Origin of the sequence: Shewanella abyssi (genome assembly GCF_023284025.1) — a bacterium.
GTDB lineage: Bacteria > Pseudomonadota > Gammaproteobacteria > Enterobacterales > Shewanellaceae > Shewanella > Shewanella abyssi.
On the sequence record NZ_JAKIKR010000023.1, the window covers coordinates 25,646 to 47,015 of the forward strand.

General features: G+C 46.0%; 13 protein-coding genes. 9 read left to right on the plus strand and 4 right to left on the minus strand.

Translation table 11 applies throughout. The features are described 5' to 3' along the window. Window positions 1-20 precede the first annotated feature (20 nt). On the minus strand, window positions 21-5,315 hold the full coding sequence (locus L2755_RS11540) for a PAS domain S-box protein (RefSeq protein ID WP_248980847.1): 5,295 nt from the start codon (window positions 5,313-5,315) through the stop codon (window positions 21-23). A 324-nt stretch (window positions 5,316-5,639) separates the two neighbouring features. On the opposite strand from L2755_RS11540, the gene L2755_RS11545 reads away from it, so the two are divergent. The 8 genes from L2755_RS11545 (at window position 5,640) to L2755_RS11580 (ending at window position 14,290) form a co-directional block, all read left to right on the plus strand. Further along, complete coding sequence (locus tag L2755_RS11545) at window positions 5,640-6,308, plus strand: ABC transporter ATP-binding protein (RefSeq protein WP_248980848.1); 669 nt, start codon at window positions 5,640-5,642, stop codon at window positions 6,306-6,308. Next, complete coding sequence (locus tag L2755_RS11550; protein ID WP_248980849.1) at window positions 6,301-8,820, plus strand: ABC transporter permease; 2,520 nt, start codon at window positions 6,301-6,303, stop codon at window positions 8,818-8,820. Before L2755_RS11545 ends, L2755_RS11550 begins: the two co-directional genes overlap by 8 nt. Next, entirely contained in the window at window positions 8,817-9,947 is a 1,131-nt protein-coding gene (locus L2755_RS11555; protein ID WP_248980850.1) for a lipocalin-like domain-containing protein, read from the plus strand. The genes L2755_RS11550 and L2755_RS11555 overlap by 4 nt, the downstream gene beginning before the upstream one ends. A gap of 352 nt (window positions 9,948-10,299) precedes the next feature. Further along, window positions 10,300-10,575 (plus strand): chaperone NapD, encoded by a 276-nt coding sequence (locus L2755_RS11560; protein WP_248980851.1) that lies wholly within the window; start codon window positions 10,300-10,302, stop codon window positions 10,573-10,575. Beyond that, window positions 10,565-13,048: a nitrate reductase catalytic subunit NapA gene (gene napA, locus L2755_RS11565; RefSeq protein WP_248980852.1), complete on the plus strand. Its 2,484-nt coding sequence runs from the start codon at window positions 10,565-10,567 to the stop codon at window positions 13,046-13,048. Before L2755_RS11560 ends, napA begins: the two co-directional genes overlap by 11 nt. Before the next feature lie 25 nt (window positions 13,049-13,073). Continuing rightward, a complete protein-coding gene (locus L2755_RS11570) occupies window positions 13,074-13,499 on the plus strand; it encodes a nitrate reductase cytochrome c-type subunit (RefSeq protein WP_248980853.1) in 426 nt (141 codons plus the stop codon). A 222-nt stretch (window positions 13,500-13,721) separates the two neighbouring features. Then, window positions 13,722-13,982 (plus strand): DUF5062 family protein, encoded by a 261-nt coding sequence (locus tag L2755_RS11575; RefSeq protein WP_248980854.1) that lies wholly within the window; start codon window positions 13,722-13,724, stop codon window positions 13,980-13,982. 35 nt (window positions 13,983-14,017) lie between these two features. After that, window positions 14,018-14,290, plus strand: coding sequence for a TIGR02450 family Trp-rich protein (locus tag L2755_RS11580; RefSeq protein WP_248980855.1), 273 nt, complete (start codon window positions 14,018-14,020; stop codon window positions 14,288-14,290). A 54-nt stretch (window positions 14,291-14,344) separates the two neighbouring features. On the opposite strand, the gene L2755_RS11585 is transcribed toward L2755_RS11580, so the two are convergent. Next, on the minus strand, window positions 14,345-14,485 hold the full coding sequence (locus L2755_RS11585; RefSeq protein WP_248980856.1) for a hypothetical protein: 141 nt from the start codon (window positions 14,483-14,485) through the stop codon (window positions 14,345-14,347). 115 nt (window positions 14,486-14,600) lie between these two features. Here L2755_RS11585 and L2755_RS11590 point away from each other — a divergent pair, with 115 nt between their 5' ends. After that, window positions 14,601-15,521, plus strand: a complete 921-nt coding sequence (locus L2755_RS11590) for a LysR family transcriptional regulator (protein ID WP_248980857.1) — start codon at window positions 14,601-14,603, stop codon at window positions 15,519-15,521. An 8-nt stretch (window positions 15,522-15,529) separates the two neighbouring features. Here L2755_RS11590 and L2755_RS11595 read toward each other — a convergent pair whose 3' ends face one another. Together L2755_RS11595 and L2755_RS11600 are read right to left on the minus strand one after the other, a co-directional pair. After that, window positions 15,530-16,516: a diguanylate cyclase domain-containing protein gene (locus L2755_RS11595; protein ID WP_428847795.1), complete on the minus strand. Its 987-nt coding sequence runs from the start codon at window positions 16,514-16,516 to the stop codon at window positions 15,530-15,532. Window positions 16,517-16,753: 237 nt separating this feature from the next. Next, entirely contained in the window at window positions 16,754-21,307 is a 4,554-nt protein-coding gene (locus L2755_RS11600) for an ATP-binding protein (RefSeq protein WP_248980859.1), read from the minus strand. Between the last annotated feature and the right edge of the window lie 63 nt (window positions 21,308-21,370).

Here is a 21,370-nt window from a genome sequence, read left to right on the forward strand (position 1 = left end):
GGAAAGTACCCATGCAGGCTCTATAAATCGAAAATCCTTTTAATAAGCTCTGCCGCATCATCGAACTGATAGCTCTGGATCATTGCTACCGCTGGACTCATTTTGTGCCAAATATCAGCAGCCACTCGACCTTTGATCTCATCCATTTTGTCAACGGCGTCAGAGTCTGCATCTTCCAACATGCTTAACAGCACAGCCACGGCTTCTGTAAGCTCTATATCTGATAAAGTCTGCTTTGAGACACTTTGATTGCTTAATTCATTATGATTGGGAAGCTGTGACATCCATGCAGATATGGCATCACAAATAACTGCAATAAGTGTGGTTAATTCAGCTAATTCAGCGGCGACATCAGCGTCACTAGCAGCCATTAACTTAGTTTCGATTGCTTTAGCGACTTCAATTAACCTAGGGGCACATAAGTTACCAGACACCCCTTTTAAGGTGTGTGCATAGCGAATGGCATCATCTGTTTTACCTTGGCTTATTGCGAGCTCAATCTGCTCTGCCGTATGCATTTGGCTTGTATAGAAACGCTCAAAAATTCGCTTATAAAGCCGAACTGAATTCTGTACTAACTGTAAACCTTTATCGACGTCTAACTCCGTATGTTGTGGCCAAAATGGCACATCGCCTTCGGCTTTAGCGCCCGCTATTGTGGCATCTAACGGGGGCTGCTCTCCATCACCCAAATATGTCAGTAAAGTGGAATATAACAATGAAATCTCTATCGGTTTAGCAATATGGTCATTCATCCCCACACGCAGGCATATATCTTTATCTCCAGCCATTGCATTGGCTGTCATCGCTATCACTGGCAGTGCTGCAAATTCGGGTATTTTACGCAGTGCTTGGGTTGCTTGATAACCGTCCATAACCGGCATTTGACAATCCATTAGCACGAGATCGAATGGCTGACGTGCCAGTTTTTCTAATGCCACTTGACCATTTTCCGCTATCGATAAAACGATGCCAACTTGCTCCAGAAATTCAGTGGCAACTTCTTGGTTCATTTCGTTGTCTTCGACTAACAAGACGCGTTTACCTTTTAGCTGTGTCAATAACGCCTGACTGATATCTACACCCTTACGACGCACTGGCATAGTGCCGCTCTTGCCCAGCGATGACATGATGCCATCAAGCAAACGAGAGGCACTGATAGGCTTAGTAATATAGCCAGCGACATCCATATTATTGATTTGCTCGGTTAAATCAGTATTGGCATGGGCAGATACGATCAATATCTTCGGCGGGGTGTCACTGTTTTCAATGATCGCTGCGGATGCCTCTAAGCCATTCATCTCAGGCATTAACCAATCGATCAGCGCAAGTGGATATTGGGTGGTCTTACACCGCGTAACTGCTTGAGCACCACTTTTCACGGTGTCGACTTCAAAGCCCATACTTTCGAGGGTGGTACGCAAGATGTCACGTGCGGTTGCGTTGTCATCAGCGACTAATATGCGCATCCCCTCTAACTCTTCTCCCACTTTTAAGCGTTTATTGTCGGCAATTTTAAATTTAACGGTAAAGAAAAAGGTACTGCCGTTGCCAAACTGGCTTTCGACACCAATTTCACCCCCCATCAGCTCCACCAGCTGCTTACAGATAGCCAGACCCAGACCTGTACCGCCGTACTTTCGAGTGGTAGAAGTATCTGCCTGACTAAAGGATTTAAATAATTTACTGCGTTGTTCCTCCGTGAGACCGATGCCGTTATCACGAACGCTGAACTTAAGCACAATGTTTTCTTCAGCTTGCTCTAGCTGGCTAATAGACAGCAACACTTCGCCTTGTTCAGTAAATTTGATCGCATTATTCATCAAGTTTATCAACACTTGGCTCAAGCGTAGCGGGTCACCTTCTAGGTGCTGAGGAATATTTGGCGCCACCGCAAACAACAACTCTAGCTGCTTATCCGCCGCTTTAGCCGCAAACATATCGCTTAAGTCTTCCAGCATGGTGTCGAGCTGGAATGGCACTGCTTCAATGTCTAATTTGCCAGCCTCAATTTTTGAAAAATCTAAGATGTCATTAATAATTCCCAGTAATGATTTTGAGGCCCTATCTATTTTTTGCACATAATTTTGCTGTTTGTTATTGAGATCAGTTTGCAAACAGAGCTGCGACATACCTATGATGGCATTCATGGGTGTGCGGATTTCATGGGACATGTTAGCTAAAAAGTCACTCTTAGCTTTACTGGCTGCATCCGCAGAGTCTTTTGCCTGCTTTAACTCATCGGACAGCTGTTTTAGTGAGGTGATATCCGACATCGACAACACCGCAGAATTGATTTTACCGTGTTTATCATGCAAGCCAGTTAATGTCACATCCATCCACATCACATCAGCAGATTGACTCAACAGGCGGATGGTGGTGGTTATGCTACTGCCGCCATTCTCCATCAGCTCAACAAACATCGCTTTGGTTGCTTCACGGTCATCTGTGTGCTGATAGTCAAAGAAAGAGGTGCCGTTTAGTTCATCTGATGACAGCTTTATATAGTGGCTAAACTGCTCATTGCAATCTAAGATCCCACCGCGATCATCCACATTCACAATGCCGATCCCGGCGTTATCAAACAGGGCTCTAAAGTGAGCTTCGCGCTTAGCGAGCTCTCGGTCTATGTGCTTGCGCTCGGTGATATCCATCAAATAGCCGTTCCAAATAATACTGCCATCGGTTAATTGATTACCGTGTGCTCCAGCTTGCAACCAACGAATGCCCCCGGAAGGATGACGATAACGAAACTCTTCGGTCCAATTTAATCCTGATCCGCTAGTACCTGATAGCGCTTCTATAATATGCGTACGCTCGTCAGTGATAATGCAATCGGCAACCAGATCGAAATTATCAATAACTTGATCGCGATGAAAACCTAGCGTGGTAATACAGGCGCTTGATAAAAAAGTGAATTCACGATCGCGGTTTGCTCGCCAATGCAATTGATAAACAGTACTCGGTATTGACTCGGTTATGGTTTCTAACTGTTGCTGAGACTGGGCAATTTTCTCTTGTGCGGCTTTACTGGTGGTGATGTCATTGATACTGCCGTCAAACCAAAGAGCAACACCCTCAGCATCGTAGATAGCTTTGCCCTTTTCATGCACCCAACGAATACTTGAGTCACGATGCTTAATTCGATATTGCACTTCAAAGCTTTTTTGTTCGGCTAAAGCGGTTTCAATTGCAAGGTTAGCGGCGGCGAGATCCTCCGCAACAATCAAGCTGGCAAAGCTGCGTTTATTGTTCTCAATAAAATCTACTGCTGGATAACCACTAATATCACCAATATTATCGCTGATGTATTCCATCACCCAATTATCGTCAATTCGAGTGCGGTAAACGGCGCCTGGTATATTGGTCACCAGACCGCGGAAGCGGTTTTCACTGTCTTTAATCCGCCTAGCGATCGCTAACTCTTCGGTCATATCTCTGACCGAAGCAGCCACCTGCTGTACACCGTCAGCGCTAAGGGGCAACATGCCTAAACTGATTTCAACCGGAAACTCACAACCATCGGCTTTCAGTGCCATCAGATCCGATGTCATTCCAAGGCCCATTTTCCGATCTCGGCCTTCAGCAACAAACTTATGCCGCAAGCCAGCATGATGTGGTCGAACTGCAGCGGGGACGAGAGCATCAACCGACATCGTTAGCATCTGCGCTTCATCATAACCAAACAGTAACTGACATCGGCTATTGGTAAACACCAATTGCCCTGCCTCATCCACTATCAGCATCGCCTCTGGTGCTGATTCAAGTACCGCATTTGACCAAGCCGCTGCCGAAAACTGCTGCGTCACATCATTAAATAGCATTTCAACTGAGAGCAGATCTTGATTATCAGATAGCAATGGCTGCATAAAAACATCTAAGCGGCGTAATTTACCCGCCGCATCAAGCATCTCTATCTGGTGTGGTGGCACACTTTTACCCTGCAGTGCCTCATCCATATATTGCCAATTTTGATCATTAATCGGGTTGTCGGAAAACATCCGCTGGTACTTACGCTTTAATAATTCAGGGCTGACGCCAAGCACCTTCTCCACACCTGCACTGACTTGGGCGATTTGGCCATCAGGTTCAATGGAGCAGTAAAAAGATTTATCACTCATACCATCAATTAATTTGGCAAAACGGTTACCTCGAGAATCAAGCAAAGCTTGTTCGCGCTCCTCTAACACCTGTGCCATATCATTGAACTTATCCGTTAAGGTGATGAGCTCGCTCACAGCCCCTTTGGGCTTCTCAAGCCGCTTGGTTTCACCTGCGCCAAAAGCTGCTATACCAGCCTCTAACTCCTCGATTGGACGGGTTAATCTTCTGGCCGTCAGGTAACCCGTGAGTAATAACACTATTGAGATCAGCAGTAGATTTAATGCTAATGAAGAGAAACCGAGTAGGAATTTATTATACAGATGTTGCTCTTGGGTCATGATAATCACCCGCCAATTTAGGGCTGGTACCACCCCAACACTGGCCAAGAATGTGCCACCAGAGCTGTCTTCTATATGGCTATAACCGGGCTGCCCGCTATCTATTAACTCAATGAAAGCTTGGTTAACTGTAGACTGTGTTAACCATTTATCCTTACCTTTCTCAAGCAAAAGCGCTTGATTCACATGGTAAATGAGTTGACCTTTGTCATCGAAAATCACGATTCTTTGTGCTGCAATATTGACTATTTTAGGGAGAGTACTCAACGCCAGATCGACCGTCACGACCCCATCATAAGGCAGTACCTGACCAAACGGCTGCGAGTAGCTAATCATCAATGCATTGCCAGCACCTTCATCAAAGTAAGGGCTAGACCAGTAGCCATCGATATTATCTATCGCCTTACTCCACCATTCCCACGAACCATCGGTGTAATCATAACCATCGACGCCAATATCGATGATGTTAATCTTGCCATTGTCTCGATAAGCATAGGGGGCAAACAGTTCTCTCTCGCCAATGGATGTTTTTTGGAAGGCGATAGCGCCGCCATAAAAATCAGGATGTCGATCCAATCGGCGAGTTAAAATCGTTTTGAGTTTATCTTCATTATTGAGTAGCGACTGTGCATCAGCTTCACTCAATAGATCTGCAACCGAACGGGTATCATTTTGCGCGGAAAGTAGAAAAAAATGGATACGACGGGCTATCGTCTCAGCTTGTTTTTCTAGGTCGTCATAAATGTACTTCTCTTCAGCTTGGTAATTAAACCAAGCGTTAACACTGAATACAACGGCCATTATTGCAATTAAGGGGAATGCTATTTGCGATAAAATCCGGCTTCGAAAGGTGCGACGTCCGCTCATATCCATGATCCACAGTGCTATTAGTAAGGTTCAACACGCCATGTTCCATAGTGTAGACAAGACTAGCAGCCAATACCTAAAAAGAGAGCCATAAACTTTTGATTCAACCCAGTAAAGTAAGTGGTATCAACTTATTAAACCCGTGTTTATTGACTTAAAGGGTTTATGTTCACAGGTTCAAAATAGATGGTTTTAGCTACCAGTGGTATATCAGGGGTATAAATGCAACTTCGACGGGTATTCCTAGGTGATTGCGTGCTAGATTAGTAACAGCCAGACGAGATGGGCTAGGCCATGGAAATGATGTGCGGGGTCTATCAAGGAGCTGTAATGGGCAAAAGTATCGTGACGTTAACAGCGGTATCGAAAGGATTTAATGACGGCGATAAATATCACCAAGTGCTTGATGATATTAACCTACAACTTGAAAGTGCCGACACTGTCGCACTAACCGGCCCCAGTGGCTGCGGCAAGAGTACCTTGCTTAACATTATCGGTGGTTTTGAATTTATCGATAGTGGCACGCTCGCTCTATTTGAAAATGACACATCCCCTTGGCAAGACAAGCATTGGAGCCAGTTTAGACGTAGCCATCTAGGGGTGATTTTCCAACAATTCAACCTGCTCACTCCACTAAATGTAACAGACAATATCGCATTTTCGCTACGCCTTAATCGCCAGCAATGGTCGCCTTGGTGCGATCATTTAATCAAGCAGTTGGGCTTGGATGCGGTGAAACACCGTCATGTAGAAACCCTGTCAGGTGGCCAGCAACAACGAGTCGCTATCGCTCGAGCCTTAGCTCATCAACCCAAGTTGCTGTTAGCCGATGAACCCACTGGCAATCTAGATGAAAAAGCCGGTAGAGAGGTGATGCTGCTGCTGACCGAACTCGCTCGTGAGTCTAATACCAGCATACTCATGGTGACCCACAGCGCTGAATGTGCAGCATTTATGCAAAGACGCTGGCATTTGGAGCAAGGTCATATCAATGAGTAGCCAATTAGGGTTAACGGTTAGGTTGAGCCTTGCTGTTTTCGCACGGCATTACCTTAAAGCCCCTCTACAAGCTGGCGCTATTTTACTGGGTTTTATTTTAGCGGTAATGCTACTCATTGGTGTACGTGCCACTAACGAAAATGCGCTGCGCAGTTACTCCCAAGCCACCGAGCTTTTAAGCCAGCGAGCGCAACTTATTTTAACGCCTGTCGCTGGCGAAAAAGCCATCAACGAATCTGTCTATATACACCTTCGCCAAGCGGGTGTTACCCAATCATTAGCTGTGCTTAGCGGTACCGTTACCAATAGCCAGGGTCAACGCTGGGATATTCAAGCCAGCGATCTCATTGCCGCACTTTCAATACAGCACCACAGCAAAACTAATGAAATAGCAAAACCTGCAAAAATTTCAATGCTCTCAAAGGGTATTCCGTTAGCCAAACTGCTCTCCGGTCAGCCCTATATACTCATGAGTCAAAGCTTTGCCGATCAAGTCGCCCCCAAAGGCACTCTCGAACTTGAAGGCCAGATGCTATCAGTCATCTCAGTAGATGATGAATTCGGCCTCGGCAGTGCCATTTTAATGGATATATCTCTCGGTCAGCGTTTGCTGAACCAACCGGGCGAACTGAGTTACATCGCGCTTTTTGGTAACGCCAGTCAGTTAACCGCAAAAGTCACTCAACTCTTTAGCCAACAAAGCATTAAGCTGTTTGATGTAGCGCAGCAAGATGAGGGAGAAGGACTCACTAGTTTGACCCGCAGTTTTCATCTGAACCTCACGGCAATGAGTTTACTTGCCTTTGTGGTGGGACTTTTTATCGCTTATAACGGCGTACGTTATAGCCTGTTAAAACGACAAAAGTTACTAGTACAACTGCAACAGCAAGGTGTTCCGCAACGCGCCTTGTTAATCGCGCTTTTTGTTGAGCTACTGACCTTAGTCATCATAGGATCTGTGCTCGGTTTTATCTTAGGTTTACAATTAAGCCACTGGTTACAACCTATGATAGCGTTAACGCTGGAGCAGCTTTATGGTGCCAGACTGCTACCAGGGTTATGGCAATGGAGCTGGCTCTATCAAGCTATAGGGCTTACTTTTGTTGCCGCCATATGTGCTTGTTTACCGCTGTTTAACGCACTGGCCAAGCAGCCACTCGCACGCTGTAGCAGCCGTTTTGAGCAGCAACGCCATGCAGGTAAAACTCAGCGAGTATTGTTTTTGATAGCGATCGCTTTACTTGCGCTCGCCGCAGCCCTTTTCCCCTTTAGCCATGACTACCAACATAGCTTAATCCTACTGGGTTTAGTCACTGTTGCTATTCCTCTGTTACTGCCGTTATCACTGCAATTTTGCTTATCTATTGCCAAGCGCGTAAGCCGTAATGGCTTGTGGCAATATGCTGTCGCAGAGAGTCAGGAGCTTATTGCACCATTATCATTAGCGATGATGGCCATGTTACTGGCACTGACCGCCAATATATCGATGAACACCCTAGTCGGTAGTTTCGAGATCACCCTCAAGAATTGGTTGGACGCCCGCTTATATGCCGATATTTATATTCGGCCGCCTAATGACAAAATAGCAGCCACTCAAACACTGTTAGCCCAACAGCCTAAGGTCAGCGCCGTATATGGCCAATGGCTGCATAAAAGTCATTACCAAAATGTACCAGTAAGCCTAATGACCCGAGATGCGCACTCATTAAGAAACAGTAATCAAATGAAGGCCGAAATTGATAACTTATGGCCGTTATTCTTTGCCGGTGACGCCTTGATGATAAGTGAGCCAATGGCGATTAAGTATCGACTCAAGCTGGGCGATGTTATCTCACTGCCGGAATTTGAAAATGCTGCACTGGCACCTTTACCTATCGGCGCTATCTTTTACGATTATGGCAATCCGTTGGGGCAAGTGATTGTCAGCCAACATACGTGGCAGCAATTAGGGCTACAGACCCGCCCCACTAGTATCGCCGCCAGTTACACTGGAGAGATAGCGGAGCTCGAACAGATATTGCAGCAGCAAGTACCGCTGTCAGCGGCGCAGATGTATAACCAAACTAAGATAAAACAACGGGCGCTGGAGATTTTTAAACGTACGTTCTCGATAACCTTAGTGCTAAACAGCCTAACATTGATGGTTGCCGCCATTGGCTTGTTCAGCGCTTGTTTGATGCTCACTCAGGCACGGCAAGCCCCGCTGGCTCGACTATATGCACTCGGCGTCAGTCGTAATCAGCTACGCGGGCTAGTGTCACTGCAAATGTTATTAATCATATTGTTTACCTGTCTACTGGCATTACCCTCTGGTGCACTGCTTGGCTACCTGCTCATCAATAAAGTCACGCTGCAGGCTTTTGGTTGGAGTATCGCCATGGTATGGGACTGGCAAGCTTATTTTCGAGTGCTATTTATTGCGCTAGGCGCAAGTGCGTTGGCGGTGTTGCTACCGCTCTATTGGCAAACACGTAAGCCGCTCATCACTAGCTTGCAGCAGGAAGCATTATGAACAAAGTCTTACCTTGGGCGCTATTTATCAGCCTCATTACAACATTCATTAGCGCCTGCTCGCCAGCCCCTAAATCGTCAACGGGCATGGGGCAACTTCTTGATGGCAACACCCAAGGTTATAGCCCAGTGTCGCCCAATGTCAGTTTACAGTTTCCAGACGATCATATGGCCCACGATGATTTTAGGCAGGAGTGGTGGTATCTCACCGCCAACCTTGAAACAGAGTCAAAAGAGCAGATTGGATTGCAATGGACGCAATTTCGTATTGCACTGGCGCCACCGGCCAATCTCCAACCAATGGTTCAACAACAGCGCAATCCCGCTGTCGATAGCTCACTTTGGCAAACTGAGCAGCTTTATATGTCGCATACCGCCATCACTAGCCAGAGCAATCATCAAGCCGAGGAGAAGTGGTCTCGAGGTCATCAAAGCTTTGCGGGTACCCAAGCTGATCCGTTAACCATTCGCCAAGATGACTGGCAATGGGTCAGCCAAAGCAAACTACTATTTCCAGCCACATTAGCGGTCGCAAGCGAAGACTTTAGCTATCAGTTGCAGCTTGATACCGCAGCCCCGTTTCAGCTGCAGGGTGACAACGGCTATAGCGAGAAAAATGCCGCTGGCACGGTGGCTTCCTATTACTATAGCCAGCCATTTATCACGGTGACAGGCAGTCTCGTCAGAGATGGGAAAACGGATAGGGTCAGCGGACAGGCTTGGTTAGATCGAGAGTGGAGTTCGCAGTTCCTATCAAAAACGCAGCAAGGTTGGGATTGGTTTGCCATTAGACTCGATAGCAGCAGCACCTTAATGCTATTTCAACTTAGAGATGACAACGGCGAGCAAAGCGACTTTTACAGTGGTAGACGCATGTACCAAGATGGTCGTGGTCATAATATCAGTAATGAACAGATAACGATGACAGCAACAGCATGGCAGCAAACAGCATCGGGTCGATATCCGGTGCAATGGCACATTGAGATCCCATCAGAAAACATCGATATTAATACCACGCCGCTGAACAGCGACTCCAGCATGCCACTGTCTATCCCTTATTGGGAGGGTCCTATCCATATTAGCGGCACTCATACCGGAATGGGCTACATGGAACTCACAGGATATTGAGCGAAAAACATCGATCCCAGTCAAAATATCTCCCTCTCTACACCGAACGAGCGTCAGCTCAGTTACCCGTTAAACAAGAATAGTTATCATTAATCAAGCTTTTGAATATGTTCAATATTTAATGTAGCGCAAGCTAACATTCTATATGAACAAAAACCAATCAAGCTGCTAGTATTTATTGACAGAATTGAGAACTAGATCACCTAGAAAAAGTTGATCTTGGTCGATAAAAAAGCCCATTACCCCTTGTGAGGTATACCCACAATTTATATGAGGTCTAGACTCAATGTAAATCTTGGTAGGTCATCGCGTTTATGCAGATGTTATTTGCCAAAACGAAGAAGGTAGAAAGATGAGCAAAGAATTTCATATCACCAGCTTAGTCGTGCACGCCGCGTCTAAATCTGTTGCCGATATCAAGCAGCGCTTATCTGCGCTTGAAGGCGCCGAAATCCATGCTGTTACCGATGAAGGCAAGTTTGTGGTCACCTTAGAAGGTGAAACCCAACGCTCCATCCTCGATAACGTTGAAGCTATTAATGCCCTTGAAGGGGTTATTAATAGCAGCTTAATTTATCATCAAGTCGATTCCGAAGAACAAAAGAGTGAGGAACACCATGAGCATTAGCCGTCGCGAGTTTCTAAAAGCCAACGCAGCCGTTGCCGCCGCAACAGCCGTTGGTGCGACTCTGCCAGTGAAGATAGTCGAAGCTGCAGAGCAAAAAGATAGCATTAAGTGGGACAAAGCACCTTGTCGTTTTTGTGGCGTAGGTTGTAGTGTTCTTGTCGGTACAGATAATGGCAAAGTTGTTGCAACTAAAGGCGATCCAGAAAGCCCAGTCAACAAAGGCCTTAACTGTATTAAAGGCTATTTCTTATCGAAGATTATGTACGGTAAGGATCGTCTAACGACTCCGCTATTGCGCATGACTGATGGCAAATATGACAAAGAGGGTGAATTCACTCCAGTCAGCTGGGATACCGCACTAGACACCATGGCCGATAAGTGGAAACACACACTTAACACTAAAGGCCCTACCGCTGTAGGTATGTTTGGTTCAGGCCAGTGGACTATTTGGGAAGGCTATGCCGCCTCTAAACTTCACAAAGCCGGTTTCCTGACCAACAATATCGATCCTAACGCCCGTCACTGTATGGCTTCTGCTGTCGGTGGCTTTATGCGTACCTTCGGTATCGATGAGCCAATGGGTTGTTATGATGATCTTGAAGCCGCTGATGAATTCGTCCTATGGGGCGCAAACATGGCCGAGATGCACCCCATTTTATGGGCACGTCTGTCTGATCGCCGCTTAAGCAGCCCGACCAGCCGTGTACATGTTTTATCGACCTACCAAAACCGCAGCTTCGACCTAGCCGATAACGCCATGGTCTTTCGTCCTCAGTCTGATTTGGCGATCCTTAACTACATCGCTAACTACATCATTCAAAATGATGCAGTAAACAAAGACTTTGTCACCAAGCACACCAAGTTTGCCTTAGGTACCACCGATATCGGTTACGGTTTGCGTCCAGAGCATCCACTAGAGCAGAAAGCCAAGAACCCAGGTAACGGTAAGTCAGCGCCAATCAGCTTCGATGAGTACGCTAAGTTCGTTAGCACTTATACCCTAGAATACGCTGCAGAGATGAGTGGTGTTGAGCCAGAAAAACTCGAACTTATGGCCAAGGCTTATGCCGATCCAAAAGTGAAAGTAATGAGCTTGTGGACCATGGGTATTAACCAACACGTTCGTGGTGTTTGGGCTAACAATATGCTCTATAACATCCACTTACTCACAGGTAAAATCGCAACACCGGGTAACAGCCCATTCTCACTAACGGGTCAGCCATCAGCCTGTGGTACAGCACGTGAAGTCGGGACATTCTCACACCGCCTACCCGCAGACATGGTCGTTAAGAATCCTAAGCACCGTAAGAGAACCGAAGCGCTATGGCAGCTACCAGAAGGTACTATACCGCCAAAACCGGGTTACCACGCGGTATTGCAAACGCGTATGCTTAGAGATGGCAAGTTAAATTGTTATTGGAATATGTGTACCAACAACATGCAAGCAGGGGCGAATATCAACGAAGAGATCTACCCTGGTTTCCGTAACCCTGAAAACTTCATTGTGGTGTCAGATCCCTACCCAACCGTCACCGCAATGGCCGCTGATTTGATTCTACCCACCGCGATGTGGGTTGAGAAAGAGGGTGCTTACGGTAACGCCGAGCGTCGTACACACATGTGGCATCAACAAGTTAAGCCACCAGAAGGTGCTAAGTCAGACTTATGGCAGCTAATGGAGTTCTCTAAGCGCTTCAAGGTATCTGAAGTATGGCCTGCTGAGCTTATTGCTAAGAAACCTGAATATGCAGACAAGACACTTTTTGAAGTGTTATTTGCTAACGGCGTGGTTGACAAGTTCCCTGCGGATGAGTGTAAAGCGGACCTTAATGATGAGTCTGATGCATTTGGTTTCTACGTTCAAAAAGGCCTATTCGAAGAGTATGCCCAGTTTGGTCGCGGCCATGCACACGATCTAGCCCCATTCGATACTTACCATGAAAATCGCGGTGCACGCTGGCCTGTTATTGATGGTAAAGAAACGCTACGTCGTTTCGTTGAAGGCAGCGATCCGTATGTGAAAGCCGGTGAAGGCTTTAACTTCTACGGAAAGCCAGATGGTAAAGCGGTTATCTTTGCCCTGCCGTATGAGCCAGCAGCTGAAGAACCAAACGAAGAGTACGATATCTGGTTATCGACCGGCCGCGTGCTAGAGCATTGGCATACAGGTTCAATGACAGCTCGTGTACCTGAACTTTACCGCGCATATCCTGATGCACAGATTTTCATGCATCCAGAAGATGCTAAAGCTCGTGGCGTGAAGCGTGGCGACGAAGTGATTGTTGCCTCGCCTCGTGGTGAAGTTAAGACCCGAGTTGAAACTAAAGGCCGTAACAAGCCGCCAAGAGGCGTGGCATTTATGCCATTCTTCGATGCACGCCAGCTGGTCAACAAGTTGTTGCTAGACGCGACGGATCCTCTGTCAAAAGAGACCGATTTCAAGAAATGTCCAGTCAAAGTAACGAAAGCATAACTAGCCAATAAGCGGAGATAAACTGATGAAAAAATTATTGACTGCAGCTGCGTTAGTGATGGCGCTCAGCGCATGTTCAGGCCAGCAAGCAAATACGCCAGCAGAGCCTGTTAACATCAATTCACTTGGACAGTCTGCAATCACCGAAATACGGGCAGCGGACCCGGCAGCGACGTATCCTAAACGTGGAAAGTCGATTGAGCGTACTTTTGTACACCAACCACCGATGATCCCACATAAAGCGGGATATCCAATTACGTTAAAGAAAAACGGCTGTATGAGCTGCCATAGCCCAGCAAAAGCAAAACGGATGAAAGCGACTCAGATCGACCCGTCGCACCTACTTGCCGATGCTAAGTTAAACAATCAGTACTACAACTGTACTCAGTGTCATACGCCGCAAGCTGACAACAAGACAGAGCTAGTTGAGAGCGATTTTTCAACTCAGTAAGCCGTTGTCATAATGCAAAATCAAAAATGCCGCTCAAAAATCTGAGCGGTATTTTTTTATTCCTAACAATGACAGTGGCGGTGAATAAACCAGCGAAACAACGCACTTAGTGCCATACCACAGCAATCAGCCTGCTAAATAAGCCGCTTTCTCAATTTTGCCATTGAAATCTATCGGCAATAGCGTAAATTTAATAATAATATTTCCAATGAGAATCGATATATGAAGTCTGGAAAGCACGATGCACAGCTACTTAAGTTAGCAATGGAAATCGGTGTAGGTTACGCCAAGAAAAGAGGCTTTGACGATTTTGGTCAGGGTATTTCGCCTAAAGATAAAGTGGAATGTATTTACCGGTTACTGGTTAAAGACAACTTAATTCAAGCTTTATCAAAAGACAAAGAAGATGGCCCCAATATGAAGCACAAACTCGTGCTGTGGATCAGCCGTCAACTTCCTGATAATCATGAATTACTCAACTAATATACTGCGCAATAGAACCTGTCGCAGTTGTCGCGATGGGTTCTTTCATTAAACTCCATCAAAACCTCAAAAATAGTACAGCAGTGTTGGTCGATCAAGAATCTCTATTACTACTATTTACTATGAGCAAAACAGATCCTAAAAAACTGCGCCACTGTAAGTGGACAGCACTTCAGCAGAAGCACTTTATCATCACTAACATAGAGTTTGATGAGATAGGTGAAGTGACGCTATGTCAATTAGAAGCGCTGTTAACCCGCACTCAATATGATGTTAATTGGCGCGAGCTAACCGATGAGAGCTGTTAGAAGTCTGGCTTGAAGTGAGCGGTGATATTCCCTGACAATGCCCATCAAAACGACTTAGGTATTTTCATTAGTAGATTCTTTAACTGCGCACTGTTGCTCGCTAGTTTTAGTTTGTTTTTGTTGAGTGCAGTCTTGCTCAAGTGGCATTGCAGCTAAATAGAGTGCTTGGGCAAACAAACCTTGATATGACTTCATAATAACGACCTCAGAAAATGGGATTAGATGGCTGGATATGTGGTTGAGGTCAAAGTAATCCTGTTCGAACTATTAGTAAAATGAATAATAGCCATTAAGTACATTCCAAAAAAGCATGAACATCCAAATAAAGAACTTACACTGTTTTGTGACTCTTGTAGAAATGGGCAACTACACCCGTGCAGCAGAGAAGTTACACTTAACTCAGCCCACGTTGAGCAAGATGATCCAGCGGCTAGAGTCGCACTTAGAACAACCACTGTTGATCCGTAACAATCAAAAGGTGATCGCGACTGAAGCGGGTAGATTATTAGCCTGTAGCGCACAGCAGATTGTTGGTCAGTGGCATAGGTTACAAGAGGACATGAATCGTTTAAAGGGCTTGGAAACGGGTCAACTGCGCTTAGGTGTCTGTCCGATGATGGGAGAGATGATCATTAACCTGCTCTCAAACTATAGAAAGCGTTATCCTGGTATCGATGTCAGCATCCTTGAGCTAGGCGGTTTTGGTGCCGAGCAGGCGTTATTAAATGATAGCTTGGATCTGACGTTTACCGCGCTACCGACAACTCATACAGAAGAGTTTGATAGCCACAATTTACAAGGCTATCCTCTGCTGGCTTGCATCCCCAAAGACCATCCGTTAGCTGAAACTGAAGCATTAACTTGGGCCAACATAGAACCCTATCCGTTTATTCTTTATAACGATGATTTTTCACTGTCAAAACTGTTGCTACGCTTAAGCCGCAAAGCCAATGTCGAACTCAATATTGCCGCACAAAGTGGCCAATGGGATTTTATCGCTGCCATGGTTGCTGCAGAAATGGGCATCGCTATTTTACCGGAACCGATTTGTAATAAAGTCAGCTCAGATGCGTTTGTTTACCGGCCTCTAAACCCTTTTCTAACTTGGGATTTAGCCCTTATTTGGCGCAAGAACTTACCACTAACGGCAGCAGCTGAGAGTTTTATCGCCCTAAGCCAAGAACTGACTCCTAATATTGATAATGCTAGCAATGGTCAATCACAGAATTGAAAGGCAGGCTAGGCTGCAAAAGCGAAGCTGTTCTTTCCTTGTCGCTTAACTTGGTACATGGCTTTATCCGCGCGATCACAAATCTCTGCGAACTCGAGCTCTCCTTGATGAAGACAGATACCGATACTCAAACCTATCGAGATTTGACGATTTTCGAGTGTGATTGGTGCAGTGAAACAGGCCAGCACTCGCTGTGCTAGCGCTGATAATAATGCTCTGTCGCTTGAATTAACTAACAGCACAAACTCGTCTCCGCCTAAACGAGCAATCACCAGCGATTCGGCTACTTGCTGCCGCAATAGGTCTGCAATAAGCATAAGTAGGCTATCACCAAACTTATGACCATAGTGGTCGTTGATCACCTTGAAATCATCAAGGTCGATAAACAGTAACGCGCCACCAGCATGTTCTTGTATCTTTGACTGCTCATAGGCCTCTAGTAGCGCCTTACGGTTCAATAAACCGGTTAGAGGGTCTTTGTTGGCAAGTTCGGATAAACCCTGCTCATAGCGCTTCTCTTGAGTGATATCGATATGAGTTCCCATAATCCTTAGCGGCTGACCATCTTCATCAAACTCAACAATTCTGCCGCGATCTGACACCCAGCTAACGCTACCATCTTTGTGTAACATTCGATGAGTCACTTGGTAGGATTCTGTTTTTCCTTTGACATGATCGTCAAAGTTGGCGATAACCCAATCACGATCGTCTGGATGTAAGTTAGCTTTCCAGCTGTCGATATGAGCAGCAAGCTCATCAATGGTATACCCCAACAGTGAACCCCATTCCATATTGAACATGGTGAGGTTACCTGACGGTATATGTTGCTCCCACAAGCATAACCCTGTGCCGTCTAACGCCGCATTGAGCTTTTCTTCTAACACAGATTTGTGCCGCAGCAACTCAGCCTTGTCATTCCTAAGCTGCTTATTTTCTTGCTCTAGAGTAGCAAGCATCTCCTGCAGCTTGGCCAGTTCAATCTTGGTCTCATTCATTAACGACAATATTGAAGGGACTGCAAATAAGCTCCCCATCAATTGAATCCTCTAAGTTATACCAATGCCCTAAGCCAAAACTACTGCTATCGCGGGTTAAACACAAGTTTAGCAATACTATTGACTGATAAGTGACAAAATTAGCCCATAAAAATACCCACGCTAGGTGGGTATTTATAGGGCTATTTAATGCAAAAACAACAGACTAGAATGAGTACGTTGTTTTACATTCAATAGTTACCCTACTGGCGATATCACAAACAGTAATTCACCTTGTGAAATCTGCTGAGCATTACTATTAAGAATACGCTCAATACGGTACTGCTGATCTTCAGGATATAGCACAGCATTCTTGCGGTTAAAGCCGGCAAGCGTTACTTGCGAGAACATCTTCATAGCTTCTGTAAGCGCTAAAGTCTGATTTACTGTAACAATGTCGCCTTCTTTAACGAAGTCTGCTTCACCAGGTGCTGGAGAGGTATAGAAGATACCTGCGCCCTGCGCCATCACCTTAAGTTCATTACTTTCGCCAACGCGTAGTGATTCAGTATCAACACCAACCGTTTCTGCCGCCGCTTCCATCTCGGCGATAAGCTCAGGAATATCAAGCTCAGCCATAAAGCGCGGCAAGTAGTTAGTATCGTAAACGCCTTCATTGAAGGTGCCATCTTTAAGGATACGGGTTAACAATGGAATGTTAGACGCGATGCCCTTAATCACCACTTCGTTTGCAAGGTAGTCATGCAGCTTGTTGATGACATCTTCACGGCTTTCACCACGGCAGATGATCTGTGCAATCAAGCTATCGTAGTAAGGAGATACCTCTTTACCTTCACCCGCAATAGAGATGATTTCAATATCATCACGCTCTGGCATCTTGTATTCAGTGATAAGACCAGGATTGGGTAGCAACTGCAATATGCCATTGCTATCAAGCGCCGCTTTTTCAGCCGTTACACGTACTTCCATCGCATAACCAATGCTCTGCGGCTCGAGATCTGCGATTGAACGACCGGCTGCAATATCAAAACCAGCACTGACAATATCGATACCAGATGTGGCTTCGGTTACTGGATGCTCAACTTGCAGACGGGTGTTCATCTCCATAAAGTAGACTTCGTTGGCGTCTAAGTTATAGATGAACTCGACGGTACCTGCGCCCATATAATCGGTTGCATCACCTAATAAGCGCGTATATTCCAACACTCTCTCTTTAAGCTCTGCTGGCAACATGGTTGAACCAGATTCTTCAACCACTTTCTGGTTGTTACGCTGTACAGAGCAATCACGTAGACCAAGTACCTTAGTGTTACCGAACTGGTCACGAAGCAGTTGCACTTCGATGTGACGTAGCGAAGTCACGTATTTCTCTAGGTATAGATCACCGTTAGCAAATGCTGCGGCCGCTTCTGTAGAGGTCTTTTGGAATAGTTCAATCATGTCTTCAGGACGTTCAACAACCTGAATACCTTTACCACCACCACCTTGTACCGCTTTAAGCAATACAGGATAACCAATTTCAGTAGCAACGTTTACCGCTTGCTCTGCATTGGTCAAAATACCGTGGCTACCAGGCACTACAGGGACGCCTTGCTCTTGGGATGTCTTAATCGCATTCGACTTGTTACCCATGGTCGTCATGCTGTGAACACTCGGGCCGACGAAGTTAATGCCGTTGTTCACACAAAGCGCCGCAAACTGCGGGCTTTCTGATAAGAAACCAATACCTGGGTGCAATGCATCCACGTTTTCGTACTCAGCGACTTTAAGCACTGAGTAGGCGTTTAGGTAACTTTCATCAGAGGTGTTACCACCGATACAAACCAGTTTGTCGTTGGCTTTTAGCATGTCTGCTGGTACTGATGTCATATCAGGATCAGAGGCAACCAGTACCACGTCGATATTGTTGTCATGTGCCTTACGGATAAGCTTAACCGCGGTACAACCACGAGCATGAATCAGTACTTTATTGATTGGCTTCATTAGCGCGCGAGGATCGTTTTGCACAATCTCTTCATCTTCAACAGACATTTCCGGCACCAGTGTCGACAGCGCATTGCCAATAATGGTTTCAATCTTACCCGTCGGCTTAGGCATCAAGGGATCGATACTGCTTAACTGGTCATCCAACGTGGTAGTGAATGGATTCTCAACGAGGCCGTTCATCGCGCCAGGTACTTTCGATAAATAGTTAGACAGTGTCGCCGTCGATGGCAAATATGCCGGTACCACCATTTGACCCGCAAATGGCATGTTAGTGCCAGACAGGTAGTAGGTCTGCACTAGTGGGTGAGTCACGAAGCTCGCCTGTGCGCCACCGGTACAGTCACCATAACCAAACATCAATACTGGCAATTCGTTATCACGAATAAAGCGGGTAATGCGGTCGTTAACCACCGCCATTGAGAATAGTGCTGCTGCACCTTCTTTAGTCTGCATGCCGCCAGAGCTAATAAAGCAGATAACCGGCAGTTTGCGTTTAGCACACTCAATCAATAACGCGCTGAACTTTTCAGCGGCCGCCATATCGAATGCACCCGCTTGGAATGCCGTATTTGATACCGCTACACCGACCCGCATTGGCTTGCCGTCTCTGTCGAAATCAGCAAGACCGGTAATTAAGCCACAAGGACGGATCCCCTTGTCGATTGCATCTTCAATCGACAGGCGGAAACCGGGGAAGTTAAGCAAGTTAGCTGACATTTTATCGCCGTTAAGCTCTTCAAACTGAGTGAAGAACTTATCGACAATCGCATCCCATCCCATTTTACCTTTGCGCTTTTCATCGCGAAGGACCTTTTGGATCAGCAGATCTTGGTAACCCATGGTCAAACGGTTCCAGAAGTCTTTACGACGACCGATGCGCACTGGGTTAATGGCGCCAGTGTATTCACTGCTTTCCTCTTCACTGTCGAAATACTCAGGCAGTAGACGCTCGAAGAAGTAAGTCAAAATAACAAATAGACTGTCGTTCAGTTGTGGAAAACCAACACTCTTCCACTGCTCGGTACGCGTCAGCAGCTCAGCACGGTTTGACTGCGACATAAAAAACTTCAGCCACTTGTAGAATTTAGTCTTATCGTTGGCAACATCTTGGGTAGACAGTGCTCTATCGATTGAATCGTGTAGCAAGTTATCCACTGAACTACGCGATAAGCTCTTAGACATCATCGCCTCTTTCGCGATAGAGGCTAGGTTGCCGACAACGTTGTCATACAGAGCGTTGAATACCAAGATGTTATGACATTGCCAGATGAAATCTTCACGCAGCTCATCATGGACAATAATATCGAGGACAGTCAGTTGATTGAGCTCAGGCCAATCCGCTTGGGTCACTTCTGATGGCAAGGTCTCAAGGTAGCTAATCAGCCCCTTAAAGTTGTTTTCAGCATTGCCTTTCCAGCGGTGAAACAGCGACCAACTGATGTTAAAAATAAGTGCTTTACGTGCTTTCTTATAGTTCTCTTTTGGCTCACCCAAAATCAACCGAGTTAACATGTTTCGTTCGGTAGAAACATCATCACGCTTAGCAATGAAGTTGCCCCAAAGCTTGTTCAACTCTTCGTCATAAACAAGTTTGTCAGGGTTTGATAACCAAGACTGGAATACCTTGTCTTGCTCTTGCTGAATACGCGCCAACAAGTCACCTTCAGGTACGCTAACTTTAGAGAGGCGACCATACTGCTCTTGCGAGATTGAATGGATACGGCTACGCAGCGTTAGGTAACGCAAGTAACGGTAAGCACTACCAAACAAGTTCAAGTGCATGGTTGGGTTGTTGGCAACTGCCAGCTCAGCATTCTCTTCAAGTGCGGCCAAGTTGGTAGACGGGGCTAAGAAACGCGTTAGACTGCGATCATAATGTGCACGTAAATCTTCTGATTCGCGCACAAACTGTACCGCGGCTTTTTCAACAGCTTCAACACTACTAATAATCGCACGGCGTAAATTATGCTGACGCTCATCTCTGTCTGTCGGCGAGAAATCAACAATGCCATCAATGCAGCCTGAGGTGTAAAGCTCTTCTGGTGATACACCGACAGACTTAGCACACTCCTGCCAAGACAAGTTGTACTTGCGCGCAATGCTTTGCAAACCTTGTGGCTGAATCGTGTTGAAGATACCGTCACGTAGCGACAATAAAATGTTTGCCGCAGCCAGTGGAATAGCACCACCAGAGTAACCGGCACCGATCACGATACCGACTGTTGGCACATCAACATTGGCGCTCTCTGCAATCGCTTTAGAGATTGAATGAGCTTGGTTTTGGCTGTTTGCCACTTCACCGGCATCGGCACCAGGAGTGTCGATAAGGTAAATAATAGGCATAGACAATTCGGCAAAATGACGAATCGCTTTAGCGCATGCTAAGTGATGCTCAGGCATCCATGCACCGTTAGCTGTGGTGCGTTCTTGGGCAATAAAACCGATACGGCGAGTACGAGAACCAAAATTCAGTTCAATCTCTGCACTATAAAAAGGGCCGATGTGGGTTTCGGTAATAAGCTTACCTTTAAGGTCCGCAATCATGCGCTTAGCGCCTGGGCGGTTTTTGTCTTGCGTTGGTTGGATCACCTTAGTGACATAACCATCGACGTCTAATCCAGCAAGATCTTTAAGATTCACTTGGATTTCGTCATCACCAAGAAGACCTTTGATCTCCTCAGATAGTGTCTGTTTACTGTGCTCAGGAAACAGAGAAAAGTCTTTAGCCAAATGCTCAGCTTTTAAAAAAAGCGGGTCGGCTGTTTGGGCTTGAGTCATGTTAGCGGGCTGATTTTTGCTGGTCATCGAAAGATCCTCTGCGTTTAGCCTCTGAAATTTTTAGCCCGTAAATATAACTTTGTTATCAGG

Coding starts and splice junctions, on each gene's coding strand:
- L2755_RS11540 (WP_248980847.1), bottom strand. CDS start 5,315: ATGGATATGAGCGGACGTCGCACCTTTCGAAGCCGGATTTTATCGCAA.
- L2755_RS11555 (WP_248980850.1), top strand. CDS start 8,817: ATGAACAAAGTCTTACCTTGGGCGCTATTTATCAGCCTCATTACAACA.
- L2755_RS11575 (WP_248980854.1), top strand. CDS start 13,722: ATGAAGTCTGGAAAGCACGATGCACAGCTACTTAAGTTAGCAATGGAA.
- L2755_RS11585 (WP_248980856.1), bottom strand. CDS start 14,485: ATGAAGTCATATCAAGGTTTGTTTGCCCAAGCACTCTATTTAGCTGCA.
- napA (WP_248980852.1), top strand. CDS start 10,565: ATGAGCATTAGCCGTCGCGAGTTTCTAAAAGCCAACGCAGCCGTTGCC.
- L2755_RS11595 (WP_428847795.1), bottom strand. CDS start 16,516: ATGAATGAGACCAAGATTGAACTGGCCAAGCTGCAGGAGATGCTTGCT.
- L2755_RS11545 (WP_248980848.1), top strand. CDS start 5,640: ATGGGCAAAAGTATCGTGACGTTAACAGCGGTATCGAAAGGATTTAAT.
- L2755_RS11570 (WP_248980853.1), top strand. CDS start 13,074: ATGAAAAAATTATTGACTGCAGCTGCGTTAGTGATGGCGCTCAGCGCA.
- L2755_RS11600 (WP_248980859.1), bottom strand. CDS start 21,307: ATGACCAGCAAAAATCAGCCCGCTAACATGACTCAAGCCCAAACAGCC.
- L2755_RS11590 (WP_248980857.1), top strand. CDS start 14,601: ATGAACATCCAAATAAAGAACTTACACTGTTTTGTGACTCTTGTAGAA.
- L2755_RS11580 (WP_248980855.1), top strand. CDS start 14,018: ATGGGTTCTTTCATTAAACTCCATCAAAACCTCAAAAATAGTACAGCA.
- L2755_RS11560 (WP_248980851.1), top strand. CDS start 10,300: ATGAGCAAAGAATTTCATATCACCAGCTTAGTCGTGCACGCCGCGTCT.
- L2755_RS11550 (WP_248980849.1), top strand. CDS start 6,301: ATGAGTAGCCAATTAGGGTTAACGGTTAGGTTGAGCCTTGCTGTTTTC.